Origin of the sequence: Streptomyces sp. TSRI0107 (genome assembly GCF_001905845.1) — a bacterium.
Classification (GTDB): domain Bacteria; phylum Actinomycetota; class Actinomycetes; order Streptomycetales; family Streptomycetaceae; genus Streptomyces.
In genome coordinates this window covers 168591-189947 of sequence record NZ_LIVZ01000009.1, presented here as the reverse complement: position 1 = coordinate 189947, position 21357 = coordinate 168591, and the positions used below count along the sequence as shown (strand labels likewise).

Below are 21357 nucleotides of genomic sequence, written 5' to 3'. Positions count from 1 at the left end.
CCTTGCGGCGGTGGTGACGACGATGGTACCTCTTGTCGAGCTACCTCGAATCGAGGTAGCTCGCTTCGAGGGGGGATTGCCAGTCGTGGACACGCATCGCGGACAGCTCGTCTCGCTCGCCCGGCCCGTCTATGTCGAACTCCTCGCCTCCGTGGCCGCCGGGATCATCAACACCGTCTGGGTGGCCCGGCTCGGCGGCCCGGCGGTGGCGGCCGTCGCCGTCGCGACCAACACCGAGAACGTGCTGCTCGGCGTGGCGCTGGTCTTCGGCTCGGGGACGACCGTGCTGGTCGCGCGCGCCCGAGGGGCCCGCGACCCGGGCGCGGTCCGGGCCGCAGTGCGGGGCGGCTGGGCGGTGTGGGCGCTGATCACACCGGTGGTCGCGGGAGGCGGCTTCCTGCTGCGGGAGCCTCTGGCGGGAGCGGTGCTCGGCGACGAGAGCGCCGCTCTCGCGCTCGCCGTCGGCTACTTCGCGATCTCCCTGCCGGGCATGGCCGTCTTCTTCGCCCAGAACCTCGTCGACGGCATCCTCAAGGGCACCGGCGACACCAGGACCCCGATGCGGCTGGCGCTCCTCACCAATGGCCTGATCCTCGTCTGCGACCCCTGGCTGATCCACCGGTACGGGGTCCAGGGCGCCGCCCTCTCGACCGTCCTCTGCCGCTGCGCGGCACTCGCGGCGGGGCTGGCGGTGCTGCGCCGCTCCGCGCCGCTGCGAGCGGCCCGCTCCGCCCGCCCCGCAGAAGGCGTCCGGCCCGCCCTGCGCCGCACCCTGCGCACCGGGCTGCCGATGGCCGCCGACTTCACCGTCCGCCAGGGCGGCGCGCTGGTCCTGGTCGCCGTTGTCGCACGGATCGGGGTGACCGCCGTCGCCGCGTACGCCATCGCCTACAAGTCCCTCTACGTCGCCACCATGGCCTTCTACTCCGTCCGGCAGGCGGCCGCCATCCACACCGCCCACCTGCTCGGCGCGGGCCGCGACGAGCGGCGGGCGATCGGCCGGGCGGCCGTGCTGCTCTCCGGGACGGCCGGCGCTCTCGCCGCCGTGCTGTTCGCCCTGGCCGCGCCCTGGATCATGGCCGCCTTCGGCGCCGGGCCCGAGGTCGCCGCCGCCGGCGCGCTGTTCCTGCGCTGCGTCGGGCCGTATCTGCTGCTCATGGCCTGCTTCATCGCGCTGGGCGGGGTCTTCGAGGGCGGCGGTGCTGCGCCGCTCCTGCTGCGGGTGACCGTGCTCGGCACGGCGGTACAGCTGCCGCTGGCGTACGGCCTGTCCGGGCTCGGGCTGCCGGGTGTGTGCCTGGCGCTGGCGCTCGCGATGGCGGTGCAGTGCGCGGCGGTGGCGGTGCTGGCGCGCCGTGCCCGGCGGCGTCAGGAGGAGACCGTCGGCTCCTTGGCGCGGGCGGCCTGAGCGGGCAGCTGGGTGCGGCGGGCGGTGCGGGGCACCGTCGCCCGCCACAGCGCGCGGGCCGCGACGACGGTGGCGGCGACCAGCAGGCCGTTGCGGACCGCGAGGAGCGTGACGCCGAGGCCGTCACTGGCGACGACGTGCGCGAACCAGACGGGGAACTCCAGCACGGTCACGAGGCACGCCGCCAGCACCAGGCCGGCCGGCAGCCGCATCCGGCTCGCCCGGAAGCCCAGGCAGACCGCGGCCAGCCCGACCAGCCACACCAGGTACTGCGGGCTGATCACCCGGCTGGTGGTGGTGAACATCAGCACCGCCACGAACGCCGCGTCCGCGAGCGTGTCCGCCTCGAACCGCACCGCCAGCAGCCGCCACAGCAGCAGCCAGCCGAACGCCGCGCCGGTCAGCGCGAGCGCGGCCGTGCTGACCACCTCGACGTACGGGCCGAGGAACTCCACCGAGCCGTAGTTCAGCAGCACCTCGCCGTCCCAGCCGAAGTGCCGGGCCACGTGGAAGACCAGCGCGCCCAGCGACTCGACCTCGGTGCCCCGGTCCCGCTGGAAGGTCAGGAAGGCGAAGGCGCCGGGCATGGCGAGGGCGAACAGCGCCGCGAGACCGCCCGCCGTACACGCCGCGGCCACCCAGGTGCCCCGTCTGCGGACGGCGACCAGCAGCAGCACCGGCCACACCTTCAGCAGCGCCCCGAACGCGGCCAGCGCGCCCATCAGCCGGGGCCGCCGCGCGCCCGCGAGCAGCGCCGCGACCGCGACGGCGGTGACCATCACGTCGTAGCGGGCGTAGACCGTCGGCCCGAGCAGCGGCACCCCGGCGACCCACACCCAGGCGCCGCGCAGGGTCCGCTCCGGCCGCCGGCCGGCGCGGCACAGCAGGGCGAGGACGACCAGGTCGGCGAGGAAGGCCAGGACGAAGAAGGCGTGCGCGTAGTCGAGGAAGGGGAGCAGCGCGGGGGAGAGGACGGCGAGGGCGGCGGCCGGCGGGTACTGCCAGGTGACGTCGCCCAGCGGAAACGTTCCGGTGCGCAGCACCCCGTACCAGCCCTGGTAGATCACCGAGATGTCGCTGGTGACGTCCGGGCCGGGGAACACGTACACCTTGAAGACGAACAGCAGCAGGAACAGGCGTGTCAGGCACCACGCCACCAGCAGTGACGCCAGGTGCCCTCGGCTGTCCGTCCTGTTCACCTTCGAGCCCCTGTTCCGTACGGCCGTGCCGGCCTGTGAGTCTACGTTGGGTAGGGTCGGCGGCGATGCGCAAGACCCTCATCGTGACGAACGACTTCCCGCCGCGCCCCGGCGGCATCCAGGCGTTCCTGCACAACATGGCACTCCGCCTCGACCCCGGCCGGCTGGTCGTCTACGCCTCCACCTGGAAGCGTGGCCGCGAGGGCCGGGAGGCGACGGCCGCGTTCGACGCCGAGCAGCCCTTCACCGTCGTACGGGACAGCACGACCATGCTGCTGCCGACCCCCGCCGCCACCCGGCGGGCCGTCGGGCTGCTGCGGGAGCACGGCTGTACGGCGGTGTGGTTCGGGGCGGCCGCGCCGCTCGGGCTGATGGCGCCCGCGCTGCGCCGGGCCGGTGCCGAGCGTCTGGTGGCCACCACCCACGGGCACGAGGCCGGCTGGGCCCAGCTGCCCGCCGCCCGGCAGCTGCTGCGGCGGATCGGCGACAGCACGGACACCCTGACCTACCTGGGCGAGTACACGCGTTCCCGGATAGCCGGCGCGCTCACCCCCGAGGCGGCCGCGCGCATGGTGCAGCTGCCGCCCGGCGTCGACGAGAAGACCTTCCACCCGGAGTCGGGCGGCGCCGAGGTGCGGGCCCGGCTGGGGCTCACCGGCCGGCCGGTCGTGGTCTGCGTCTCGCGGCTCGTGCCGCGCAAGGGCCAGGACACCCTCGTCCAGGCCATGCCGCGCATCCTCGCCGCGGAACCGGAGGCGGTGCTGCTGATCGTCGGCGGCGGCCCCTACGAGAAGGACCTGCGGCGGCTCGCCCGCGAGACCGGCGTCGCCGGCTCCGTGCGCTTCACGGGCGCCGTGCCCTGGGCGGAGCTGCCCGCGCACTACGGCGCCGGGGACGTCTTCGCCATGCCGTGCCGCACCCGGCGCGGCGGGCTCGACGTCGAGGGCCTGGGCATCGTCTACCTGGAGGCCTCCGCGACCGGGCTGCCCGTCGTCGCCGGGGACTCCGGCGGCGCGCCCGACGCGGTGCTCGACGGCGAGACCGGCTGGGTGGTGCGCGGCGGCGACCCCGAGGAGGCCGCCGACCGGATCGTCACCCTCCTCGGCGACGCGGAACTGCGCCGCCGGATGGGGGAGCGGGGCCGCCGGTGGGTCGAGGAGAAGTGGCGCTGGGACCTGCTCGCGGAGGACTTGAGAACGCTGCTGTAGGGGGGACCCCGGACAACCCGCGGCCCCCGACGCGGACGAAGCGGCGGCCCTCTGGGCGGAACCGGAAAATCGCCGCATGCTGCGCAGCATGACCCCATTTCTGATGCAGCGTCAGCTGACGTGACGTCAAATCCTCGGCGTGGCCGCCCTCCAGACGGCCGCCGCCCTCGGCTTCACCCGCGTCGGTCTCCGGTCCGCCCACGCGGCGGAGCCCGACGCGGTCGAGTCCGCCCCCGCCGTCGTGGTCGGTTCCGGCTACGGCGGCGCGGTCGCCGCCCTCCGGCTCGGCCAGGCCGGGATCCGCACCCTCGTGCTCGAGATGGGCCGGTTCAGCCGGATCTCCCGCAAGCACGCCGCCAACGCCGGCCTGCGCACCACCTTCGTGCCCAGTGTCTACGACTTCGGGCACATGCGGCGCGAGGCGGCCGGCACCGCACCGAGGTCCGCGCTCACCGGCGAGGTCATCTACGGCAACAACCACGGCACGCGCAGCCTGGACAAGACGTACCTGGCCGCCGCCCTCGGCACCGGCAACGTCACCGTGCACACCCTGGAGAAGGTCACCGGCGTCCGCCACGAACCCGACGGGACGTACGTGCTCACCGCCGAGCGCCTCGACGCGGCCGGACGCCTCGTCGAGACCAAGGAGTACGGCTGCACCTGCCTCTTCCTCGGCGCCGGCAGCCTCGGCACCACCGAACTCCTGCTCCGCGCCCGGGAGACCGGCACCCTGCCCGACCTCGACCCGAGCCTCGGCACCGGCTGGGGACCCAACGGCAACGTGATGCTCGGACGCGCCAACCACGGCTCGCTCGTGCCCGGCTCGATCGGGGTGAACCCGTTCGTCACCATCACCGCGCTCGCCGAACGCACGATGGCGCGGGTCCTCGTGGAGGACACCGCGCCATAGGGCCGTACCGCGTGACTACTTCGCGTAGATCGCCTCGATCTCGTGCGCGAAGTCCTTCGCCACCACGTTCCGCTTCAGCTTCAGCGACGGCGTCAGGTGGCCCGAGTCCTCGGTGAACTGGGAGGACAGAATGCGGAACTTCCGCACCGATTCCGCCTTCGACACCGCGGCGTTGCCGTCGTCGACCGCCGACTGGATCGCGGCCAGCAGGTCGGCGTCCTCGGACAGCGACGCCGCGGTGGCACCGGCCGGCTTGCCGTGCTCGGCCGCCCAACGGCCCAGGAACTCCTCGTCGATGGTGACCAGCGCGCCCACGAACGGCCGCCCGTCGCCCACCACCATGCACTCCGCGACCAGCGCGTGCGCCCGGATCCGGTCCTCGATCACGGCCGGGGCGACGTTCTTGCCGCCCGCGGTGACGATGATCTCCTTCTTCCGGCCGGTGATCCGCAGATAGCCGTCCTCGTCGAGGGTGCCGATGTCGCCGGTGTGGAACCAGCCGTCCTCCAGCGCCTCCTCGGTGGCGCCCGGGTTGTTCCAGTACTCCTTGAACAGGTGCTCGCCGTGCAGCAGCACCTCACCGTCGTCCGCTATCCGCACCACCGAGCCCGGCAGCGGCTGGCCGACCGTGCCGATCTTCTGCCGGTCCCACGGGTTGAACGCGGTGGCCGCGCAGGACTCGGTCAGGCCGTAGCCCTCCAGCACCGTGAACCCGATGCCGCGGAAGAAGTGGCCGAGCCGCTCGCCCAGCGGGGCGCCGCCGGAGATGGCGTACTCGCCGCGACCGCCGAGCACCGCGCGCAGCTTGCTGTAGACCAGCTTGTCGAAGAGGAAGTGCTTCAGCTTCAGCCCGAGCGACGGGCCGGACGGGGTGTCCAGCGCCTTGCTGTACGCGATCGCCGTGTCCGCGGCCTTGTCGAAGATCTTGCCCTTGCCGTCCGCCTGGGCCTTGGCGCGCGCCGAGTTGTAGACCTTCTCGAAGACCCGCGGCACACCCAGGATCAGCGTCGGGCGGAACGCCGCCAGCTCGTCGGTGAGGTTCTTGATGTCCGGGACGCAGCCCAGCTTGATCGGCGCCACCATCGGCGCGATCTGCACCATGCGGCCGAAGACGTGCGCGAGCGGCAGGAAGAGCAGGACCGAGCACTCGCCGGTGCGGAACAGGGGCCGCAGGCGCTCGACGACGTTGCCGCACTCGGCGAAGAAGCTGCGGTGGGTGAGCACACAGCCCTTGGGGCGGCCGGTCGTGCCGGAGGTGTAGACGATGGTCGCCGGGTCGTCGGCCTTCGCCAGCGAGCTGCGCTCCTCGACCGTCTCGTCACTGACGCCCTGCCCGAGCCGCCCCAGCTCCTCGACGCCGCCGGCCTCGATCTGCCAGACGTTCTTCAGCGCGGGCAGCGAGGCGCGCACCGACTCCACGGCGGCGGCGTGGCCGTCGGTCTCCACGACGCAGGCGGTGGCGCCCGAGTCGCTGAGGATCCACTGCACCTGCTCCGGCGAGCTGGTCTCGTACACCGGCACGGTGACCGCGCCGGCGCTCCAGATCGCGAAGTCGAGCAGTGTCCACTCGTAGCGGGTGCGGGACATCAGGCCGACCCGGTCGCCGGGCTGCACGCCCGAGGCGATCAGGCCTTTGGCGGCCGCGTGGACCTCGGCGAGGAAGGCCGTCGCGGTGACGTCCTGCCAGGCACCGTCCACCTTGCGGGCGATGACGGCGACCTCGGGGTGCTGCGCGGCGTTTCTGCGGACGATGTCGGTCAGGTTGCCGTCCGAGGGGACCTCGTACAAAGCCGGAAGGCTGAACTCGCGCAAGACTGCTGCTCCTCATAGGGCGCCGGCGCCACGACGTTGTGTGATGCGACGGTGCGGTCCAAGGCTCGGGCAAGTGCGCCAGGACGTCCGCCAGGGGTGGGGACCCCAGTGGTTGAAATCCTGAGCACGACTGGACTGCCCGGACGTTACCCGCCGGTATGGCGTCTACGACAGGGGGTCCCGGCGAGATGTTCGCTGCGTCACACGGATTGCTGCTACTTCGCGCACAGTAGTCCACCCCTCTCCCGACTCGCGAGTAAGCGCAGGTCCGACCGCTACTGTTCACGTTTGCCGCACACGCCTACGCTTGATCGCCATGGCACCCACACCGGTCGGAAACGGCAGAACGCGCACCCACCGTGTCCATGTCGTCAGCGACGTGCACGGCAACTCGGCGGACCTGGCCAGGGCCGGCGACGGCGCCGACGCCCTGATCTGCCTGGGCGACCTGGTGCTGTTCCTGGACTACGCCGACCACTCGCGCGGCATCTTCCCCGACCTGTTCGGCGTCGAGAACGCCCACCGCCTGGTCGCCCTGCGCACCGCCCGCCGCTTCGACGAGGCCCGTGAACTGGGCGCCCGGCTGTGGGCGGGCGTCGACGGGGACCGGGCCACGGTGATCGAACGGGCGGTGCGGGCACAGTACGCCGAGATGTTCGCCGCGTTCCCGACCCCTACGTACGCCACCTACGGCAACGTCGACCTGCCGCGTCTGTGGAAGGAGTACGCCGGCCCCGGCACGACGGTGCTGGACGGCGAGCGGGTCGAGATCGGCGGCTGGACCTTCGGCTTCGTCGGCGGTGGCCTGCGCACCCCGATGCGGACACCGTTCGAGATCAGCGACGAGGAGTACGCGGCGAAGATCGAGGCGGTAGGCGAGGTGGACGTGCTGTGCACCCACATCCCGCCGGAGGTGCCGGAACTCGTATACGACACGGTCGCCCGCCGCTTCGAGCGGGGCAGCAAGGCGCTCCTGGAGGCGATACGGCGCACCAGACCCCGCTACTCCCTCTTCGGGCACGTCCACCAGCCGCTGGTCCGGCGGATGCGGATCGGGTCGACCGAGTGCGTGAACGTCGGGCATTTCGCGGGCGCCGGGCGGCCGTGGGCCCTGGAGTGGTGAACGGCGGCACGCCGGTGGCCGGGGCCGCGCGCTCCGCGCGGGCGCGGCGGATACGGGTGACATCGGCCCGGTCACCGCGCGATAGCCTTCACACGGCACACACGTGCGCACACTTCCTCAGTACGGCCCGCATCTGGAGGAGCCACGGCGATGGCGGAACACACCAGCTCGAGCACCACGATCGAGGCGGCACCGGCCGACGTCATGGCGGTCATCGCCGACTTCGCCCGCTACCCGGACTGGACCGGCGAGGTGAAGGAGGCGGAGGTCCTCAAGACCGACGAGCGGGGCCGCGCCGAGCAGGTCCGCCTGGTCATGGACGCGGGCGCGATCAAGGACGACCAGATCCTCGCCTACACCTGGACCGGCGACCACGAGGTCTCCTGGACCCTGGTCAAGTCCCAGATGCTGCGCTCCCTCGACGGCTCCTACCTCCTCGAGCCCGGCCCCGCCGGCAGCACCGAGGTCACCTACCAGCTCACCGTCGACGTCAAGATCCCCATGCTCGGCATGATCAAGCGCAAGGCGGAGAAGGTCATCATCGACCGCGCGCTGGCGGGCCTGAAGAAGAGGGTGGAGTCGGGGGCGAAGTAAGCGCCGGCGAGGACGCCGGGGAGGGCGGGCGCGGCGGCACCCGGTCGCGCCGGACCACGCACCCCCACCCCCGGCGATCACCCCGAGTACCGTTCACCCCCATGCGCACCCTCCTGCTCACCGGCCAGAGCGGCACCGGCCGTACCACCCTCGCCGCCGCCACCGCGCTCGCCGCCGCCCGCGAGGGCACCCGCACCCTCCTCCTCGGCACCGACCGCACCGACACCCTCGGCGCCGCCCTCGGCACCCCCACGGGACCCGCCCCGGTGCGCATCACCGACCACCTCACCGCCTGGCGCCCCGACGCGACCGCCGCCTTCCGGGACGACCTCGCCGCCCTCCAGGACCGCGCCTCCGCCGCCCTCGACCTGCTCGGCGCCGCCCGCCTGGACCCCGAGGAGGTCACCCCGCTGCCCGGCGCGGAGGAACTCGCCGTGCTCCGCGCCCTGCGCGACGCCGCCCTCTCCGAGGCCCACGACCTGGTCGTCGTCGACCTCCCGCCCGCGCCGCAGGCCCTCGCCCTGCTCGCCCTCCCCGAGGAACTGCGCCGCTACCTGCGCCGCCTCCTCCCGCCCGAACGCCAGGCGGCCCGCGCCCTGCGCCCCGTCCTCGGCCGGCTGGCAGGAGTGCCGATGCCCGCGGAGTGGCTGTACGAGACCGCCGCCCGCTGGGACGTCGAACTCGCCGCCCTCACCGCCGTCCTCGCCGACCGCACCACCCGGGTCCGCCTGGTAGCCGACCCCACCCCGGCCGGCGCCGACGCCGTACGCACCGCGACCCTCGGCCTCGCCCTGCACGGCCACCGCCCGGAGGCGCTGCTCGCCAACCGGGTGTTCCCGGAACCCGGAGGCGACGCCGACGGCTGGCTGGCCGGGCCGCTCGCCCAGCAGCGCAAGGTCCTCGCGGACTGGCAGGAGGCGTACGACGTCCGTCCCGTGCCGCACCTCGGCCGCGACCCGCGCGGCACCGACGACCTCGCCGCGCTCCCCGTGCCGGCCGCCGCCCCCGGCTCCGCCCGCGTCACCTGGCCGGTCACCGACCGGCTCGCCGAGGACGGTGTGCTCGTCTGGCACATCCCGCTGCCCGGCGCGGTCCGCGACGACCTCGACCTGATCCGGCGCGGCGACGAACTCGTCGTCACCGCCGGGCAGTTCCGCCGTATCGTTCCGCTTCCGTCCGCGCTGCGCCGCTGCACCGTCGACGGGGCGGGCCTCAGCGACGGCGAGCTGCGCGTCCGGTTCGCCCCCGATCCCCGGCTGTGGCCCGCGACCAGATGAAGCCGCCGCACCCGTTCGGGTAACGTCGTAGGGACGAAACGCAGTCAGGAGTCCGCCATGAGCGAAGAGCGCCCCACCCACGACGCCGCTCGGGAGCAGGCGGCCGAGGACACCCGTCCGCCGGGTGACGCCGACGCGTGGGCGACCGCCTGCGCCGAGGACCTGGAGGCGGAGAAGGCCCGCCACCGCGTCCGCCAGGGACCGCCACCCGGTTCCGCGGCCGAGGAGCTGCGCAAGTTCGTCGACGCGGCCTTCGACAAGCTGGCCGGGCTCCAGTCGCCGCTGCTCGGAGCGGTCGCGGGACCCGCCGCCCAGCAGGTGGTGCAGCAGGTCGTCCAGCAGGCCAAGGCGGCCGTCGAACCGGTCATCGAACGCAACCCGGACGTCTTCGACCACCTCGCCGCGGTCGGCCAGGAACTCCTCGCCGCCTACCGCTCCGCCGTGCAGAACCAGGAACACCGCTGGACCAGCGGGACCACGGGGACTGCCGGGACGGCGGGGACAGAAGAGCTCGACGAGACGTCCGACCCCCGCCGCGACCCCGGTGAGGGCACCGGTCCAGGGCAACGTATCGACCTGGACTGAACCGCCCTCGGGTACGGTTGGCCATAGCGGGGCTCGACCGAAACTGAGGGATTCATGGGACTCACCATCGGCGTCGACATCGGCGGCACGAAGATCGCGGCCGGCGTGGTCGACGAGGAAGGCAACATCCTCTCGACCCACAAGGTGCCGACCCCGGGCACGCCCGAGGGCATCGTGGACGCCATCGCCTCCGCGGTGGAAGGCGCGCGCGCCGGTCACGACATCGTCGGCGTGGGCATCGGCGCCGCCGGCTACGTCAACCGCCAGCGCTCCGAGGTCTACTTCGCGCCGAACATCGACTGGCGCAACGAGCCGCTGAAGGCCAAGGTCGAGGCCCGCGTGGGCCTCCCGGTCGTGGTGGAGAACGACGCCAACGCGGCCGCCTGGGGCGAGTACAAGTTCGGCGCGGGCAAGGGCCACCGCAACGTCATCTGCATCACGCTCGGCACCGGCCTCGGCGGCGGCATCATCATCGGCAACAAGCTGCGCCGCGGCCACTTCGGCGTCGCCGCCGAGTTCGGCCACATCCGGATGGTGCCGGACGGCCTGCTGTGCGGCTGCGGCTCGCAGGGCTGCTGGGAGCAGTACGCCTCCGGCCGCGCCCTCGTCCGGTACGCCAAGCAGCGCGCCAACGCCACCCCGGAGCGCGCCGAGGTGCTGCTGGGGCTGGGTGACGGCACCCCCGACGGCATCGAGGGCAAGCACATCTCCATGGCCGCCCGGCAGGGCGACCCGGTCGCCGTGGACTCCTACCGTGAGCTGGCCCGCTGGGCCGGCGCGGGCCTCGCCGACCTCGCGTCGCTGTTCGACCCGTCCGCGTTCATCGTCGGCGGCGGCCTCTCGGACGAGGGCGAGCTGGTGCTCGACCCGATCCGCAAGTCGTACAAGCGCTGGCTGGTGGGCGGCAACTGGCGTCCGGTCGCCGATGTGATCGCGGCCCAGCTGGGCAACAAGGCCGGTCTCGTCGGCGCGGCCGACCTGGCCCGGGAGCCCGACCCGATCATGTGAGTGGTTTCGCCGCAGGGGTTCTGCGCGATCTCGGCCGCGGGTGAATCGTGGCCTGTCGCGCAGTTCCCCGCGCCCCTGGGTGGGGATCCTGGGCGTAACTTCGTCCGTATGGCGAATCCGACTCCGCTGCTGCCCAACTCCCGTACGGAATCCGACGGTTCCGTCGTGCTGCGGGTCCTCAGCTACAACGTCCGGTCCCTGCGGGACGACACCGCCGCCCTCGCCCGGGTGATCTCCGCCTGCTCCCCGGATCTGGTCTTCGTCCAGGAAGCGCCCCGTTTCTTCCGCTGGCGCAAGAAACTCGCCCGGCTCGCCGGCGCCGCCGGCCTGGTGATCCTCTCCGGCGGCGCCACGGCCGCCGGACCGGCCCTGCTGTGCTCACTGCGGGCCACCGTCGAGCGCACCGAGGACGTGCTGCTGCCGCTCACCCCCGGCCTGCACCGGCGAGGCCTCGCCACCGCCGTCGTACGGTTCGGGGGCGCCCGGCTGGGGGTGGTGAGCTGCCATCTCAGCCTGCAGAAGGACGAACGGTACGAGCAGGGCGGCATGGTCCTCGACCGGCTCGCCGCGATGGGCGTGGAGCACGCGATCGTGGGCGGTGACATCAACGAGCGCCCGGACGGCCGTACCTTCCGGCGGCTCGCCGCCGACCTCCAGGACTGCCGGGCCGCCGCCCCCTGGGGCGCCGAGTTCACCTCCACGCCCGTCGAACCCCACCAGCGCATCGACGCGATCTTCGCGACGAAGGGTGTCGAGGTGCTGGGCTGTGGGGTCCCGGCCGGCCATCCCGGGGTCACCGAGAGCGACCTGAGGGCGGCCACGGACCACCTTCCGGTCCTGGCCGCCCTCAGAGTGCCGGCGAACTGAGAGCCCGACCGTCAGACGACCGCTCCGCGCCCCGGATCGTCGTCGTCCTCGTCGTCCGTCCGCATCCGCATCACCAGCGTGGCGAAACCGCCCACGAAGCCGCCGATGCCGAGGGTGGTGAGCCACCACGTCATGTCCCAGCGGAACAGGACGGCCAGCAGGAGCAGCACCGGGCCGCCGATCACCGCCAGCCAGGCGAACTTCGCGGTCGTGTCGGCGGCGGGCAGCGGGGGCGGCTCGGGCGGCACGAAGTGCCCCTCGTCGTCCTCGTCGAAGTCGTCCTCCGCCGGCTCGGGCACCGAGTAGTCGCGGGGGCCGCCGCCGACGCCGGGGGCGAAGGAGACGGAGCTGCCCAGCGGCTTCGCCGCCCCCTTGCGCGGCGCCTCGCCGCCGTCGTCGTCGTTGGTCTCGGGCTCCAGCAGGGCCAGGTCCTCCACCGACTTGAACGGCTTGGCGCCCGGCGGGTCCGGCGGCTCCTCGCCGTACCCGGCGACGATCGCGGCCCACGCGGCGTCCTCGTCGAACGGCACCGACTGCTCCTCGGGCTCGCGGTCCGGGCGGCCCGTGCCGCCGACCCCGGCGAGCCCGCCCACGCCTCTCTCCCGGGCCTCGCGGGCCTCCCGTTCCTCCCGGCTCTCGCGGTCCTCCCGCTCCGAGTCGAACTCAGCCACCTGCGGCCGTCCCTTCCTTGCCGGCGCCGACACTGGGTGCGAGCCGGCCGACGAACGCCAGGCTTTCCTGGAAGATCCGGTCCGCGTCGTGGTCCAACGTCGCGACGTGGTAGCTCTGTTCCAGCAGCAGCTCGGTGACGTCCGTGGACGACACCCGGCTGAGGATGCGGGCCGAGTCCGCGGGCGGCACCACGTGGTCCTGCGGGCTGTGGAGCAGCAGCAGCGGCTGGGTGACCTGGGGCAGCTCGGCGTCGACCACCCGGAAGAAGATCCGCAGGGAGTGCGCCGCGTGCAGCGGCACCCGGTCGTACCCCACCTCCACGCTGCCCGGCTTGGCGATGTCGCTGGCGATGCCCCGGGTGGTGCGGACCAGGTGCCGGGCCACCGGCAGGGCGTAGGCGGACAGGCCGTGCACCTTGTTCGCCGGGTTGACGACCACCACGCCGCTGATCGCGTCGCCGTGCCTGGCGGCCAGCCGCAGCGCGAGCGCGCCGCCCATCGACAGCCCGAACACGAACACCTGTGCGCAGCGCTCGCGCAGGGCGCGCAGCTCGCGGTCCACCTCGGCGTACCAGTCCTGCCAGCTCGTGAGCTGCATGTCCTCCCAGCGGGTGCCGTGCCCGGGGAGCAGCGGCAGCGAGACCGTCAGGCCGCGCTCGGCCAGGTACTCCGCCCAGGGGCGCAGCGACTGCGGGGAACCGGTGAAGCCGTGGCAGAGGAGGACGCCGACCTCTCCGCCCTCGTGGCGGTACGGCTCGGCTCCAGGGAGGACCGGCACCTTCGGTCTCCTGTTCATCTCGGGGGTTTCATCCCAAGGGGCGTGAAACGAGTCCAGGTGATGCTTCACCGTACGCGACCGCACTGACACCGACCAGGGCCGTCGGTCGCTTTGCCCGGCCTCCGGGTTAAGGTCTGATCCACAGACACAGGAGGCACTCGGTTGTTTTACGGCGCGATGAAGGTCACCGTCGGGGGTTCGCTGAAGCTCGTCTTCAGGCCCTGGGTGGAGGGCCTGGAGAACGTTCCCGCCGAGGGCCCCGCGATCCTCGCGAGCAATCACCTGTCCTTCTCGGACTCCTTCTTCCTGCCCGCGGTGCTCGACCGCAAGGTCACCTTCATCGCGAAGGCGGAGTACTTCACCACCCCGGGCGTCAAGGGCAGGCTGACCGCCGCGTTCTTCAAGGGCGTGGGCCAGCTGCCGGTGGACCGCTCCGGCGCGCGCGGCGCGGGCGAGGCCGCCGTGAAGAGCGGCATCGAGGTGATCGAGCGGGGTGAGCTGTTCGGGATCTACCCCGAGGGCACCCGTTCGCCGGACGGCCGCCTCTACCGGGGCAAGCCCGGCGGCCTCGCGCGCGTGGCGCTGGCCACCGGCGCGCCCGTCATCCCGGTCGCCATGATCGACACCGAGAAGATCCAGCCGCCCGGCAAGGTCGTCCCCAAGGTGATGCGCCCCGGCATCCGCATCGGCAAGCCCCTGGACTTCAGCCGCTACCAGGGCATGGAGCACGACCGGTTCGTGCTCCGCGCGGTGACCGACGAGGTCATGTACGAGATCATGAAGCTCTCCGGCCAGGAGTACGTCGACATGTACGCGACCGCCGCCAAGCGGCAGATCGCGGACGCGGCCAAGGCCGAGAAGGAAGCGGCGAAGGCGGCCAAGGCCGCGCTCGCGCAGGCCGAGAAGGAACAGGCCGAGAAGGAGAAGACGCACCGGGAGCAGGCGGACTAGGCACGCGGCGCGGTACCGGATCACCGGATTGCCGGAGCGGACCGGGAACGGTCCGGGCCCTGGACGCGTCGGTCCAGGGCGGGGGTGGGGGACATGACCAGGCGCGAGAAAGTCATGAGGATGTCGGTCGAGCAGCCGCTGTGGCGTGCGCTCGCCGCCTACCGGGTGCTGACGATGATGTACGCGATCGGCCTCTTCGTCGCCGCGTACGACGAGTTCGCCCGCCCCTGGGTCGCCGTCGCCTTCTACGCCCTCCTCGCCGTGTGGACCCTGGCGACCCTGCCCAAGGTCGCGAGCGAGGCCGGCTGCACCAGGCGGTTCCTCGCCGTCGACCTCGCCATCGCCGTCGGCGGCATCCTGCTCACCCTCGTCGCCGACGACCACGACCGCATCCTCGGGGGCGGCCCCACCCTGCCGTCCATATGGACCGCCGGTTCCGTGCTGGCCTTCGCCATCAAGGGCGGCTGGCGCTGGGCGGCCCTCGCCTCCACCGCGGTCGCGGTCGCCAACCTGGTCGAACGCGGCGCCCCGGCCCGCGACACCGTCCACAACGTGATCCTGGTCTGGGTCGCCTCCATCGCCATCGGCTACGTCGTCGAGGTCGCCCGCGCCTCCGAGCGCACCCTCGCCCGCGCCCTGGAGATCGAGGCCGCCACCCGGGAGCGGGAGCGGCTCGCCCGGGACATCCACGACAGCGTGCTCCAGGTGCTGGCCATGGTGAAGCGCCGCGGCGCCGCCCTCGGCGGGGAGGCGGCCGAGCTGGGCCGGCTGGCCGGCGAGCAGGAGGTGGCGCTGCGCACCCTGGTCTCCGGCGGGATGGTGCCGGTCTCCCGGGTCTCCGAGGACGCCGCCCAGGGCGCGGTCGTACGGGCCGTGGAGGAGCCGGACGGCAGCGACGGTCCCGTCGACCTGCGCGGGCTGCTCATGCCGTACGCCGGGGCCCGGGTCAGCGTCGCCGAGCCCGGCGCGCCCGTCACCCTGCCGGCGGACGCCGCCCGGGAACTGGCCGCGGCCGTCGGCGCCGCCCTGGACAACGTCGAGCGGCACGCGGGCGCGCAGGCGCGCGCGTGGATCCTCATCGAGGACGAGCCCGACGAGGTGATCGTGTCCGTACGGGACGACGGACCCGGCATCCCCGAGGGGCGCCTCGCGCAGGCCGAGGGCGAGGGGCGGATGGGGGTGGCCCTGTCCATCCGGGGGCGGCTGCGCGACCTGGGCGGCAGCGCCGAGCTGTTCTCCACGCCCGGACAGGGCACCGAGGTGGAACTGAAGGTCCCGAAGAGCGAGAAGAGCGAACGGACGGCACGGGGGAAGCGATGAGCGAGCAGACCACGACGACGACCACGATCAAGGTCATGGTGGTCGACGACCACCCCATGTGGCGCGACGCCGTCGCCCGCGACCTCACCGAGCACGGCTTCGACGTGGTCGCCACCGCGGGCGACGGCGAACAGGCGGTGCGCCGCGCCAAGGCCGCCGCGCCCGACGTGCTGGTCCTCGACCTCAACCTGCCCCTCAAGCCCGGCGTCCAGGTCTGCAAGGAGGTCGTCGCCGCCGACCCCGCGCTGCGCGTCCTGGTGCTGTCCGCGAGCGGTGAGCACGCCGACGTCCTGGAGGCGGTGAAGTCCGGCGCGACCGGCTACCTGCTGAAGTCGGCGTCCACCGAGGAACTGCTGGACGCGGTGCGCCGTACGGCCGTCGGCGACCCGGTCTTCACCCCGGGACTCGCGGGCCTGGTCCTCGGCGAGTACCGGCGGCTGGCCTCCGAGCCCGCGCCCGCCGCCGACACCGACCAGCCGGGGGCGCCCCGGCTCACCGACCGGGAGACCGAGGTGCTGCGCCTGGTCGCCAAGGGCCTGAGCTACAAGCAGATCGCCGAACGCCTGGTCATCTCGCACCGCACGGTGCAGAACCACGTCCAGAACACCCTCGGCAAGCTCCAGCTGCACAACCGGGTGGAGCTGGTGCGGTACGCGATAGAGCGCGGCCTCGACGAGGAGTAGCGCCACCCGGCCGGGATTCGGCCGACCGGCTGACACCGCACCGGAACCGCCCCTCCGGACCCTGCCGAAGTGACCTGGGTCACCCCTAGCCTGCTCGTACGGCACACCGTCACACGCACGGCACGGCACGGCACGGCTCACGGCAACCCGGCGAAGGGACTTTCCATGCGGGTCGGAGTACTGACCGGAGGCGGCGACTGCCCCGGGCTCAACGCCGTCATCCGGGGCATCGTCCGCAAGGGCGTGCAGGAGTACGGCTACGACTTCACCGGCTTCCGGGACGGCTGGCGCGGCCCCCTGGAGGGGGACGTCACGCGCCTGGACATCCCCGCCGTGCGCGGCATCCTCCCGCGCGGCGGCACCATCCTCGGCTCCTCGCGCACCAACCCCCTCAACGACGACAACGGCGTCCGCAGGATCCGCGAGAACCTGGCCAAGCACGACGTCGACGCGCTGATCGTGATCGGCGGCGAGGACACCCTCGGCGTCGCCGCCCGGCTGTCCGACACGTACGGGCTGCCCTGCGTCGGCGTGCCCAAGACGATAGACAACGACCTGTCGGCCACCGACTACACCTTCGGCTTCGACACCGCCGTCGGCATCGCCACCGAGGCCATCGACCGGCTGCACACCACCGCCGAGTCCCACATGCGGGTCCTGGTGGTGGAGGTGATGGGCCGCCACACCGGCTGGATCGCCCTGCACTCCGGACTGGCCGGCGGCGCCAACGTCATCCTCATCCCCGAGCAGCGCTTCGACGTCGACCAGGTGTGCGCCTGGGTGACCTCCCGGTTCAAGGCGTCGTACGCGCCGATCGTCGTCGTCGCCGAGGGCGCGATGCCGAAGGACGGCGACATGGTCCTCAAGGACCGGTCGCTGGACTCCTTCGGGCACGTCCGGCTGTCCGGCGTCGGCGAGTGGCTGGCCAAGGAGATCGAGCGGCGCACCGGCAAGGAGGCCCGCACCACGGTCCTCGGACACGTCCAGCGCGGCGGCACCCCCAGCGCCTTCGACCGCTGGCTCGCCACCCGCTTCGGCCTGCACGCCATCGACTGCGTCCGCGACGGCGACTTCGGCACGATGGTCGCCCTGCGCGGCACGGACATCGTCCGCGTGCCCCTCACCGAGGCGACCGCGCAACTCAAAAGGGTGAACCCGGAACTCTACGACGAGGTCGGGGTGTTCTTCGGTTGACGGGGCGTCACGGGAGCTGAGCGAGCCGGGGGGCGGGGGAGTCATGGGGCGATGGTTGCGGACGCTGGGCCTGCGCGCCCTGCTGGAAGGGCACCGCGAGACGCTGCGCGGCGTCTGGCCCGCGTTACGCGACGGCGAGCCGCCGCCGCCCCCGCCGCCCGCCGAGGCCCGCTCCCTGGCGGCGCTGTCCACGGCGGCGGCCAGGGCGGCCGCCGACGGCGGGGAGGACGCGCCGGAACACGCGGTCGTCCTCCTCACCACCGCCGTGCTGTACCGGGCCCGCCCCGTCGCCGTCCCCCCGGCCCTGCGCGCCCTCGTCGACCCGGCGGCGGAGGTCGACGCCGCTGCCGCCCTCGCCGTCGGGAGCCTTGCCGCCGGTCTGGCCGCCCGGGCCCGTGCCGAGCAGACCCCGGACTGGCTGCGCCCCTGGTGCCTGGACGCCGCCCTGATCTGCGCCGTCCGCGCCCTGAACGGCCCCGCCCCCCATCCCGCCGCCCACGGCGACGTCCACCACCTCGTGGCACACCTCGCGGCGGAGCGCTTCGCGCGGGACGCCGACCCCGCCGACCAGGACACCGCGATCCGCCACGCCCGCGCCGCCCACCAGGCCGCCACACCGGCCACCGCGCCGGAACGCGCCGCCCACCTCGCCACCCTCCTGTCCGCCCGCGCCGGACGACTCGGGGACCCCTCCCTCGCCGAGGACGCCCCCGACCTGGCCCGCGCCGTGCTCGCGGCGCTGGACCCGGCGAGCCTCGAGTGGCTGGTCCAGGCCGCGTGGACCGTGGGCATCCTGCTCGACGCCACCGCCCACGAGCACAAGGACGTCACCGTCCTCGACGAGGCCCTGGCACTGATGCGCGACATGCGCGGCAACCCCCACCACCACCTCTTCCAAGGCAACGACCGGCCGATCCACGCCGGTGTGCTCGCCCAGCGTTTCGCCCGCCGCCGCGACCCGGAGATCCTCGACCAGGCCGTCGAGGCCTACACCGAGCTGTACCGGGAGGAACCCGCCCGGTACGCCGCCGACCTCGGCCGCCACCACCAGTACCGCTACCAGCTGCGCGGCGACCCGGCGGACCGGCGACGCGCCCTGGAGCTGATGGCCGAGGGACTGACCGGCGACCGCCCCGACCCCGAGGCCGTGACGTCCTACACCGCCGCCGCGCTGCACGAGTACCGCGCGCACGGCGACCCGGAGGTCGTCACACGCGCCCTCGCCACCGTGCGCCGGCTGACCGCGCCGGGCGCCGCCCACGCCGACGACAGCGCCGTCCTCAACAGCCTCGTCGTCCTGCTGCTCGCCCAGCGCGAGCTGTCCCCGACGAGCGACCTCGGGCCCGCCGAGGCCGCCGCCCGCCGCGCCGTCGACCTGGCCGGCACCGCCGCCCGCCGCGTCGACGCCCTCGGCCGGCTGGCGGAGATCCTGATCGCCCGCTACCGGGACACCTCCGACCTCGCCCTGCTCGACGAGGCCGTCGACTGCTGCCGTGCGGGATTCGCCCTCCTGCCGCCGGACGCCGACGTACCCGCCCAGCTGCCCGCCGGTCTCGTCATGGCGCTGAGCGAGCGGTACACCCGCGTCCGGCACCTCTCCTCGCTCCGCGAGGCCGTCACCGCGGCCGAGCGACTGGCCCGGTCCACACCCGAGTTCGGCGCGGAGTACCCCGTCGTCCTCGGCGTCCTCGTCGGCCTGCTCGTCGAGTACGCCCGCGAGGCCGACGACCCCGCCGGACTCGACCACGCCCAGGAACTGGTGGAGCGCGCCCTGGCCACCACCTCCCCGGGCCACCACTGGCGAGCCCAGCTCCTGAACGCCCTCGGCGGCGTCCTGCTCGCCCGCGCCCGCCGACCCGGCGCCCCACCCGAGGCCGCCGACATCGCCGTACACCACTTCGAGACCGCCCTGCGGGACACCGCGCACACCGGCCCGCCGCAGGGCGCCGGCGCCCTGCACGCCAACCACGCCCACGCCCTGTGGGAGCGCCACCGGCACCGCGGCGACCGGGCCGACCTGGACCGGGCCGTGACGGCCGCGCGGGCCGCCGTGCGCCTGATACCGCCCGGGGACCAGCGGCGCGCCGGCGCCCTGGCGGCGCTGTCCCGGGCGCTCACCGAGATCGCCCGCGTCGACGGCAGCCACGACGCCGTGCGCGACGAGGCGCTCGCCGTGAACGCCGAACTCGCCGCCGATCCGGCCCAGTCCGCCCTGGTGCGCACCTCCGCCGCGCTGGAACTGGCCGCCGTGGCCCGCGCCACCGGCGACACCGAGCGGTCCCTCGCCGCGGCCCGCAGCGCCGTCGAGACCCTGCCGCTGCTCGCCTGGCGCGGCGTCGACCGGACCGACCAGGAGGAGATGCTCGCCCGCGTCGCCCGCGCCGGCGCGTTCGCCGGACTGACCGCCCTGGCCGCCGGCCGGCCCGCCGACGCCCTCGAACTGCTGGAGGCCGGCCGCGGCGTGCTCGCCGCCCAGGCGCTGGAACTGCGCACCGAGACCGACGAACTGGCCGCCGCGGAACCCGCGCTGGCCGCCCGGCTGGAAGCGGTGCGACAAGGCCTCGACCACGCCACCGGCGACGGCCTGACCGGGGAGGACGCCGACCGCCGCCACCGGCTCGCCCGCGAGTGGCAGGAGACCCTGGAGGCCATCCGCGCCCGACCCGGCTTCGCGGACTTCCTGCGCCCGCCCCGCGCGGACCGGCTGCTCGCCGCGGGCGCGCACGGGCCGGTCGTCGTGATCACCGGCGGCCCGGACCCCGGCGGGTACGCCCTGCTGCTGGACGGCCCGGACCCGGGGGACCTCAAGGTCTGCCCGCTGCCGGAGTACTCCGACACCGAGGCCCGGGAACGCGTCGGCACACTCCTCACGGCCACCGCCGCGGCCGCCCGCTCCGGCCTCGCCCGCGCCTTCGCCGAACAGGCCGTCGCCGACGTGCTCGACTGGCTGTGGCGCACGGTCGCCGCCCCCGTCCTCGACGCCCTCGGCATCACCGGCCCGCCGCCGCCCGGCGAGCCACCGCCCCGGCTGTGGTGGTGCCCGGCCGGGGCCCTGTCCTTCCTGCCGCTGCACGCGGCCGGCGAGGTCCCGGACCGGGTGGTGTCCTCCTACACCCCGAGCGTGGCCGCCCTGCTGCGCGCCCGTACCCGGCGCGCCCCCGCCGCGGGCCCCCGGCCGCTGATCGTCGCCGTCCCCGAACTCGACGGCCTCGCTCCGCTCCCGGGCGCCCTGCGCGAGGCCGCCCTCGCCCACACCGCGGTCGGCGGCACCCTGCTCCGGGGAGCCGACGCCCACGCCGACGCGATACGGTCCGCGCTCACCACGCACTCCTGGGCCCACTTCGCCTGCCACGGCGTACAGGACCCCGAACACCCCTCCCAGGGCCGCCTGTTGCTCCCCGGCGGCGAGCTGTCCGTGCTGGACGTCTCCCGGCTCGACCTGCCCGGCGCGGAGTTCGCCTACCTCTCGGCCTGCGAGACCGCCGTCGGTGGCACCCGCCTCCCCGACGAGGCCCTGCATCTGGCCGCCTCCCTCCAACTCGCCGGCTTCTCACAGGTCATCGGCACCCTGTGGCGCGTGGACGACGACTCGTCGGCGGAGCTGGCCCGGGAGGTGTACGGGGCGCTGGCAGCGGCGAACCGGAGGCCCGGTCACGCCCCGCCCGCCGCCCTCGCCCTGCACCACGCGGTGCGGCGGCTGCGCGCCCGCCACCCGGACCGGCCGCTCAGCTGGGCCGCACATGTGCATTCCGGGGCGTGAGGCGCATGA

Annotated in this window: 18 protein-coding genes; 14 read left to right on the top strand and 4 right to left on the bottom strand. The window is 73.9% G+C overall.

The annotated features are described in order from the left end of the window. The first annotated feature begins 85 nt into the window (after positions 1 to 85). Complete coding sequence (locus AMK31_RS25105; RefSeq protein WP_073942902.1) at positions 86 to 1408, top strand: MATE family efflux transporter; 1323 nt, start codon at positions 86 to 88, stop codon at positions 1406 to 1408. On the opposite strand, the gene AMK31_RS25100 is transcribed toward AMK31_RS25105, so the two are convergent. Continuing rightward, entirely contained in the window at positions 1369 to 2607 is a 1239-nt protein-coding gene (locus AMK31_RS25100; protein ID WP_073942901.1) for a glycosyltransferase family 87 protein, read from the bottom strand. The genes AMK31_RS25105 and AMK31_RS25100 overlap by 40 nt on opposite strands. Before the next feature lie 65 nt (positions 2608 to 2672). Here AMK31_RS25100 and AMK31_RS25095 point away from each other — a divergent pair, with 65 nt between their 5' ends. Then, on the top strand, positions 2673 to 3815 hold the full coding sequence (locus tag AMK31_RS25095; protein ID WP_073942900.1) for a glycosyltransferase family 4 protein: 1143 nt from the start codon (positions 2673 to 2675) through the stop codon (positions 3813 to 3815). A gap of 139 nt (positions 3816 to 3954) precedes the next feature. Beyond that, positions 3955 to 4725 carry an FAD-binding protein gene (locus tag AMK31_RS25090; RefSeq protein ID WP_079186921.1) on the top strand — a complete coding sequence of 257 codons (771 nt, stop codon included), beginning with the start codon at positions 3955 to 3957 and terminating at the stop codon, positions 4723 to 4725. Positions 4726 to 4740: 15 nt separating this feature from the next. On the opposite strand, the gene AMK31_RS25085 is transcribed toward AMK31_RS25090, so the two are convergent. After that, entirely contained in the window at positions 4741 to 6537 is a 1797-nt protein-coding gene (locus AMK31_RS25085; RefSeq protein WP_073942899.1) for an AMP-dependent synthetase/ligase, read from the bottom strand. 316 nt (positions 6538 to 6853) lie between these two features. On the opposite strand from AMK31_RS25085, the gene AMK31_RS25080 reads away from it, so the two are divergent. The 6 genes from AMK31_RS25080 (at position 6854) to AMK31_RS25055 (ending at position 11991) form a co-directional block, all read left to right on the top strand. Next, positions 6854 to 7660, top strand: coding sequence for a metallophosphoesterase family protein (locus AMK31_RS25080; RefSeq protein ID WP_073942898.1), 807 nt, complete (start codon positions 6854 to 6856; stop codon positions 7658 to 7660). 150 nt (positions 7661 to 7810) lie between these two features. Further along, positions 7811 to 8254: an SRPBCC family protein gene (locus AMK31_RS25075; protein ID WP_073942897.1), complete on the top strand. Its 444-nt coding sequence runs from the start codon at positions 7811 to 7813 to the stop codon at positions 8252 to 8254. Positions 8255 to 8355: 101 nt separating this feature from the next. Beyond that, positions 8356 to 9531 (top strand): ArsA family ATPase, encoded by a 1176-nt coding sequence (locus tag AMK31_RS25070; RefSeq protein ID WP_073942896.1) that lies wholly within the window; start codon positions 8356 to 8358, stop codon positions 9529 to 9531. Positions 9532 to 9588: 57 nt separating this feature from the next. Beyond that, entirely contained in the window at positions 9589 to 10116 is a 528-nt protein-coding gene (locus tag AMK31_RS25065; protein WP_073942895.1) for a DUF5304 domain-containing protein, read from the top strand. 54 nt (positions 10117 to 10170) lie between these two features. Next, the gene (locus AMK31_RS25060) at positions 10171 to 11124 is read left to right on the top strand and encodes an ROK family glucokinase (protein WP_073942894.1); all 954 of its coding nucleotides are present in this window, start codon (positions 10171 to 10173) and stop codon (positions 11122 to 11124) included. A 108-nt stretch (positions 11125 to 11232) separates the two neighbouring features. Then, positions 11233 to 11991 carry an endonuclease/exonuclease/phosphatase family protein gene (locus AMK31_RS25055; RefSeq protein ID WP_073942893.1) on the top strand — a complete coding sequence of 253 codons (759 nt, stop codon included), beginning with the start codon at positions 11233 to 11235 and terminating at the stop codon, positions 11989 to 11991. A gap of 11 nt (positions 11992 to 12002) precedes the next feature. Here AMK31_RS25055 and AMK31_RS25050 read toward each other — a convergent pair whose 3' ends face one another. Both AMK31_RS25050 and AMK31_RS25045 read right to left on the bottom strand, forming a co-directional pair. Beyond that, entirely contained in the window at positions 12003 to 12662 is a 660-nt protein-coding gene (locus AMK31_RS25050; RefSeq protein WP_073942892.1) for a hypothetical protein, read from the bottom strand. Continuing rightward, positions 12655 to 13440, bottom strand: coding sequence for an alpha/beta hydrolase (locus AMK31_RS25045; protein WP_073942891.1), 786 nt, complete (start codon positions 13438 to 13440; stop codon positions 12655 to 12657). The genes AMK31_RS25050 and AMK31_RS25045 overlap by 8 nt, the downstream gene beginning before the upstream one ends. Positions 13441 to 13617: 177 nt before the next feature. Between AMK31_RS25045 and AMK31_RS25040 the strand changes: the two genes are divergently transcribed. From AMK31_RS25040 to AMK31_RS25020, 5 genes are all read left to right on the top strand, one after another. Beyond that, positions 13618 to 14391, top strand: a complete 774-nt coding sequence (locus tag AMK31_RS25040; RefSeq protein ID WP_073942890.1) for a lysophospholipid acyltransferase family protein — start codon at positions 13618 to 13620, stop codon at positions 14389 to 14391. Positions 14392 to 14484: 93 nt separating this feature from the next. Next, positions 14485 to 15711 carry a MacS family sensor histidine kinase gene (gene macS, locus AMK31_RS25035; RefSeq protein WP_073942889.1) on the top strand — a complete coding sequence of 409 codons (1227 nt, stop codon included), beginning with the start codon at positions 14485 to 14487 and terminating at the stop codon, positions 15709 to 15711. Further along, the gene (locus tag AMK31_RS25030; protein WP_073942888.1) at positions 15708 to 16394 is read left to right on the top strand and encodes a response regulator; all 687 of its coding nucleotides are present in this window, start codon (positions 15708 to 15710) and stop codon (positions 16392 to 16394) included. The genes macS and AMK31_RS25030 overlap by 4 nt, the downstream gene beginning before the upstream one ends. 165 nt (positions 16395 to 16559) lie before the next feature. Further along, complete coding sequence (locus AMK31_RS25025) at positions 16560 to 17588, top strand: 6-phosphofructokinase (RefSeq protein WP_073942887.1); 1029 nt, start codon at positions 16560 to 16562, stop codon at positions 17586 to 17588. A 43-nt stretch (positions 17589 to 17631) separates the two neighbouring features. After that, positions 17632 to 21348 (top strand): CHAT domain-containing protein, encoded by a 3717-nt coding sequence (locus AMK31_RS25020; protein WP_143204254.1) that lies wholly within the window; start codon positions 17632 to 17634, stop codon positions 21346 to 21348. The last annotated feature ends 9 nt before the right edge of the window (positions 21349 to 21357 follow it).

Bases quoted from the DNA above. Each gene is read 5' to 3' on its own strand.
- AMK31_RS25095 (WP_073942900.1), top strand. From the start codon at position 2,673: ATGCGCAAGACCCTCATCGTGACGAACGACTTCCCGCCGCGCCCCGGC.
- AMK31_RS25080 (WP_073942898.1), top strand. From the start codon at position 6,854: ATGGCACCCACACCGGTCGGAAACGGCAGAACGCGCACCCACCGTGTC.
- AMK31_RS25075 (WP_073942897.1), top strand. From the start codon at position 7,811: ATGGCGGAACACACCAGCTCGAGCACCACGATCGAGGCGGCACCGGCC.
- AMK31_RS25070 (WP_073942896.1), top strand. From the start codon at position 8,356: ATGCGCACCCTCCTGCTCACCGGCCAGAGCGGCACCGGCCGTACCACC.
- AMK31_RS25065 (WP_073942895.1), top strand. From the start codon at position 9,589: ATGAGCGAAGAGCGCCCCACCCACGACGCCGCTCGGGAGCAGGCGGCC.
- AMK31_RS25060 (WP_073942894.1), top strand. From the start codon at position 10,171: ATGGGACTCACCATCGGCGTCGACATCGGCGGCACGAAGATCGCGGCC.
- AMK31_RS25055 (WP_073942893.1), top strand. From the start codon at position 11,233: ATGGCGAATCCGACTCCGCTGCTGCCCAACTCCCGTACGGAATCCGAC.
- AMK31_RS25040 (WP_073942890.1), top strand. From the start codon at position 13,618: ATGAAGGTCACCGTCGGGGGTTCGCTGAAGCTCGTCTTCAGGCCCTGG.
- macS (WP_073942889.1), top strand. From the start codon at position 14,485: ATGACCAGGCGCGAGAAAGTCATGAGGATGTCGGTCGAGCAGCCGCTG.
- AMK31_RS25030 (WP_073942888.1), top strand. From the start codon at position 15,708: ATGAGCGAGCAGACCACGACGACGACCACGATCAAGGTCATGGTGGTC.
- AMK31_RS25025 (WP_073942887.1), top strand. From the start codon at position 16,560: ATGCGGGTCGGAGTACTGACCGGAGGCGGCGACTGCCCCGGGCTCAAC.
- AMK31_RS25020 (WP_143204254.1), top strand. From the start codon at position 17,632: ATGGGGCGATGGTTGCGGACGCTGGGCCTGCGCGCCCTGCTGGAAGGG.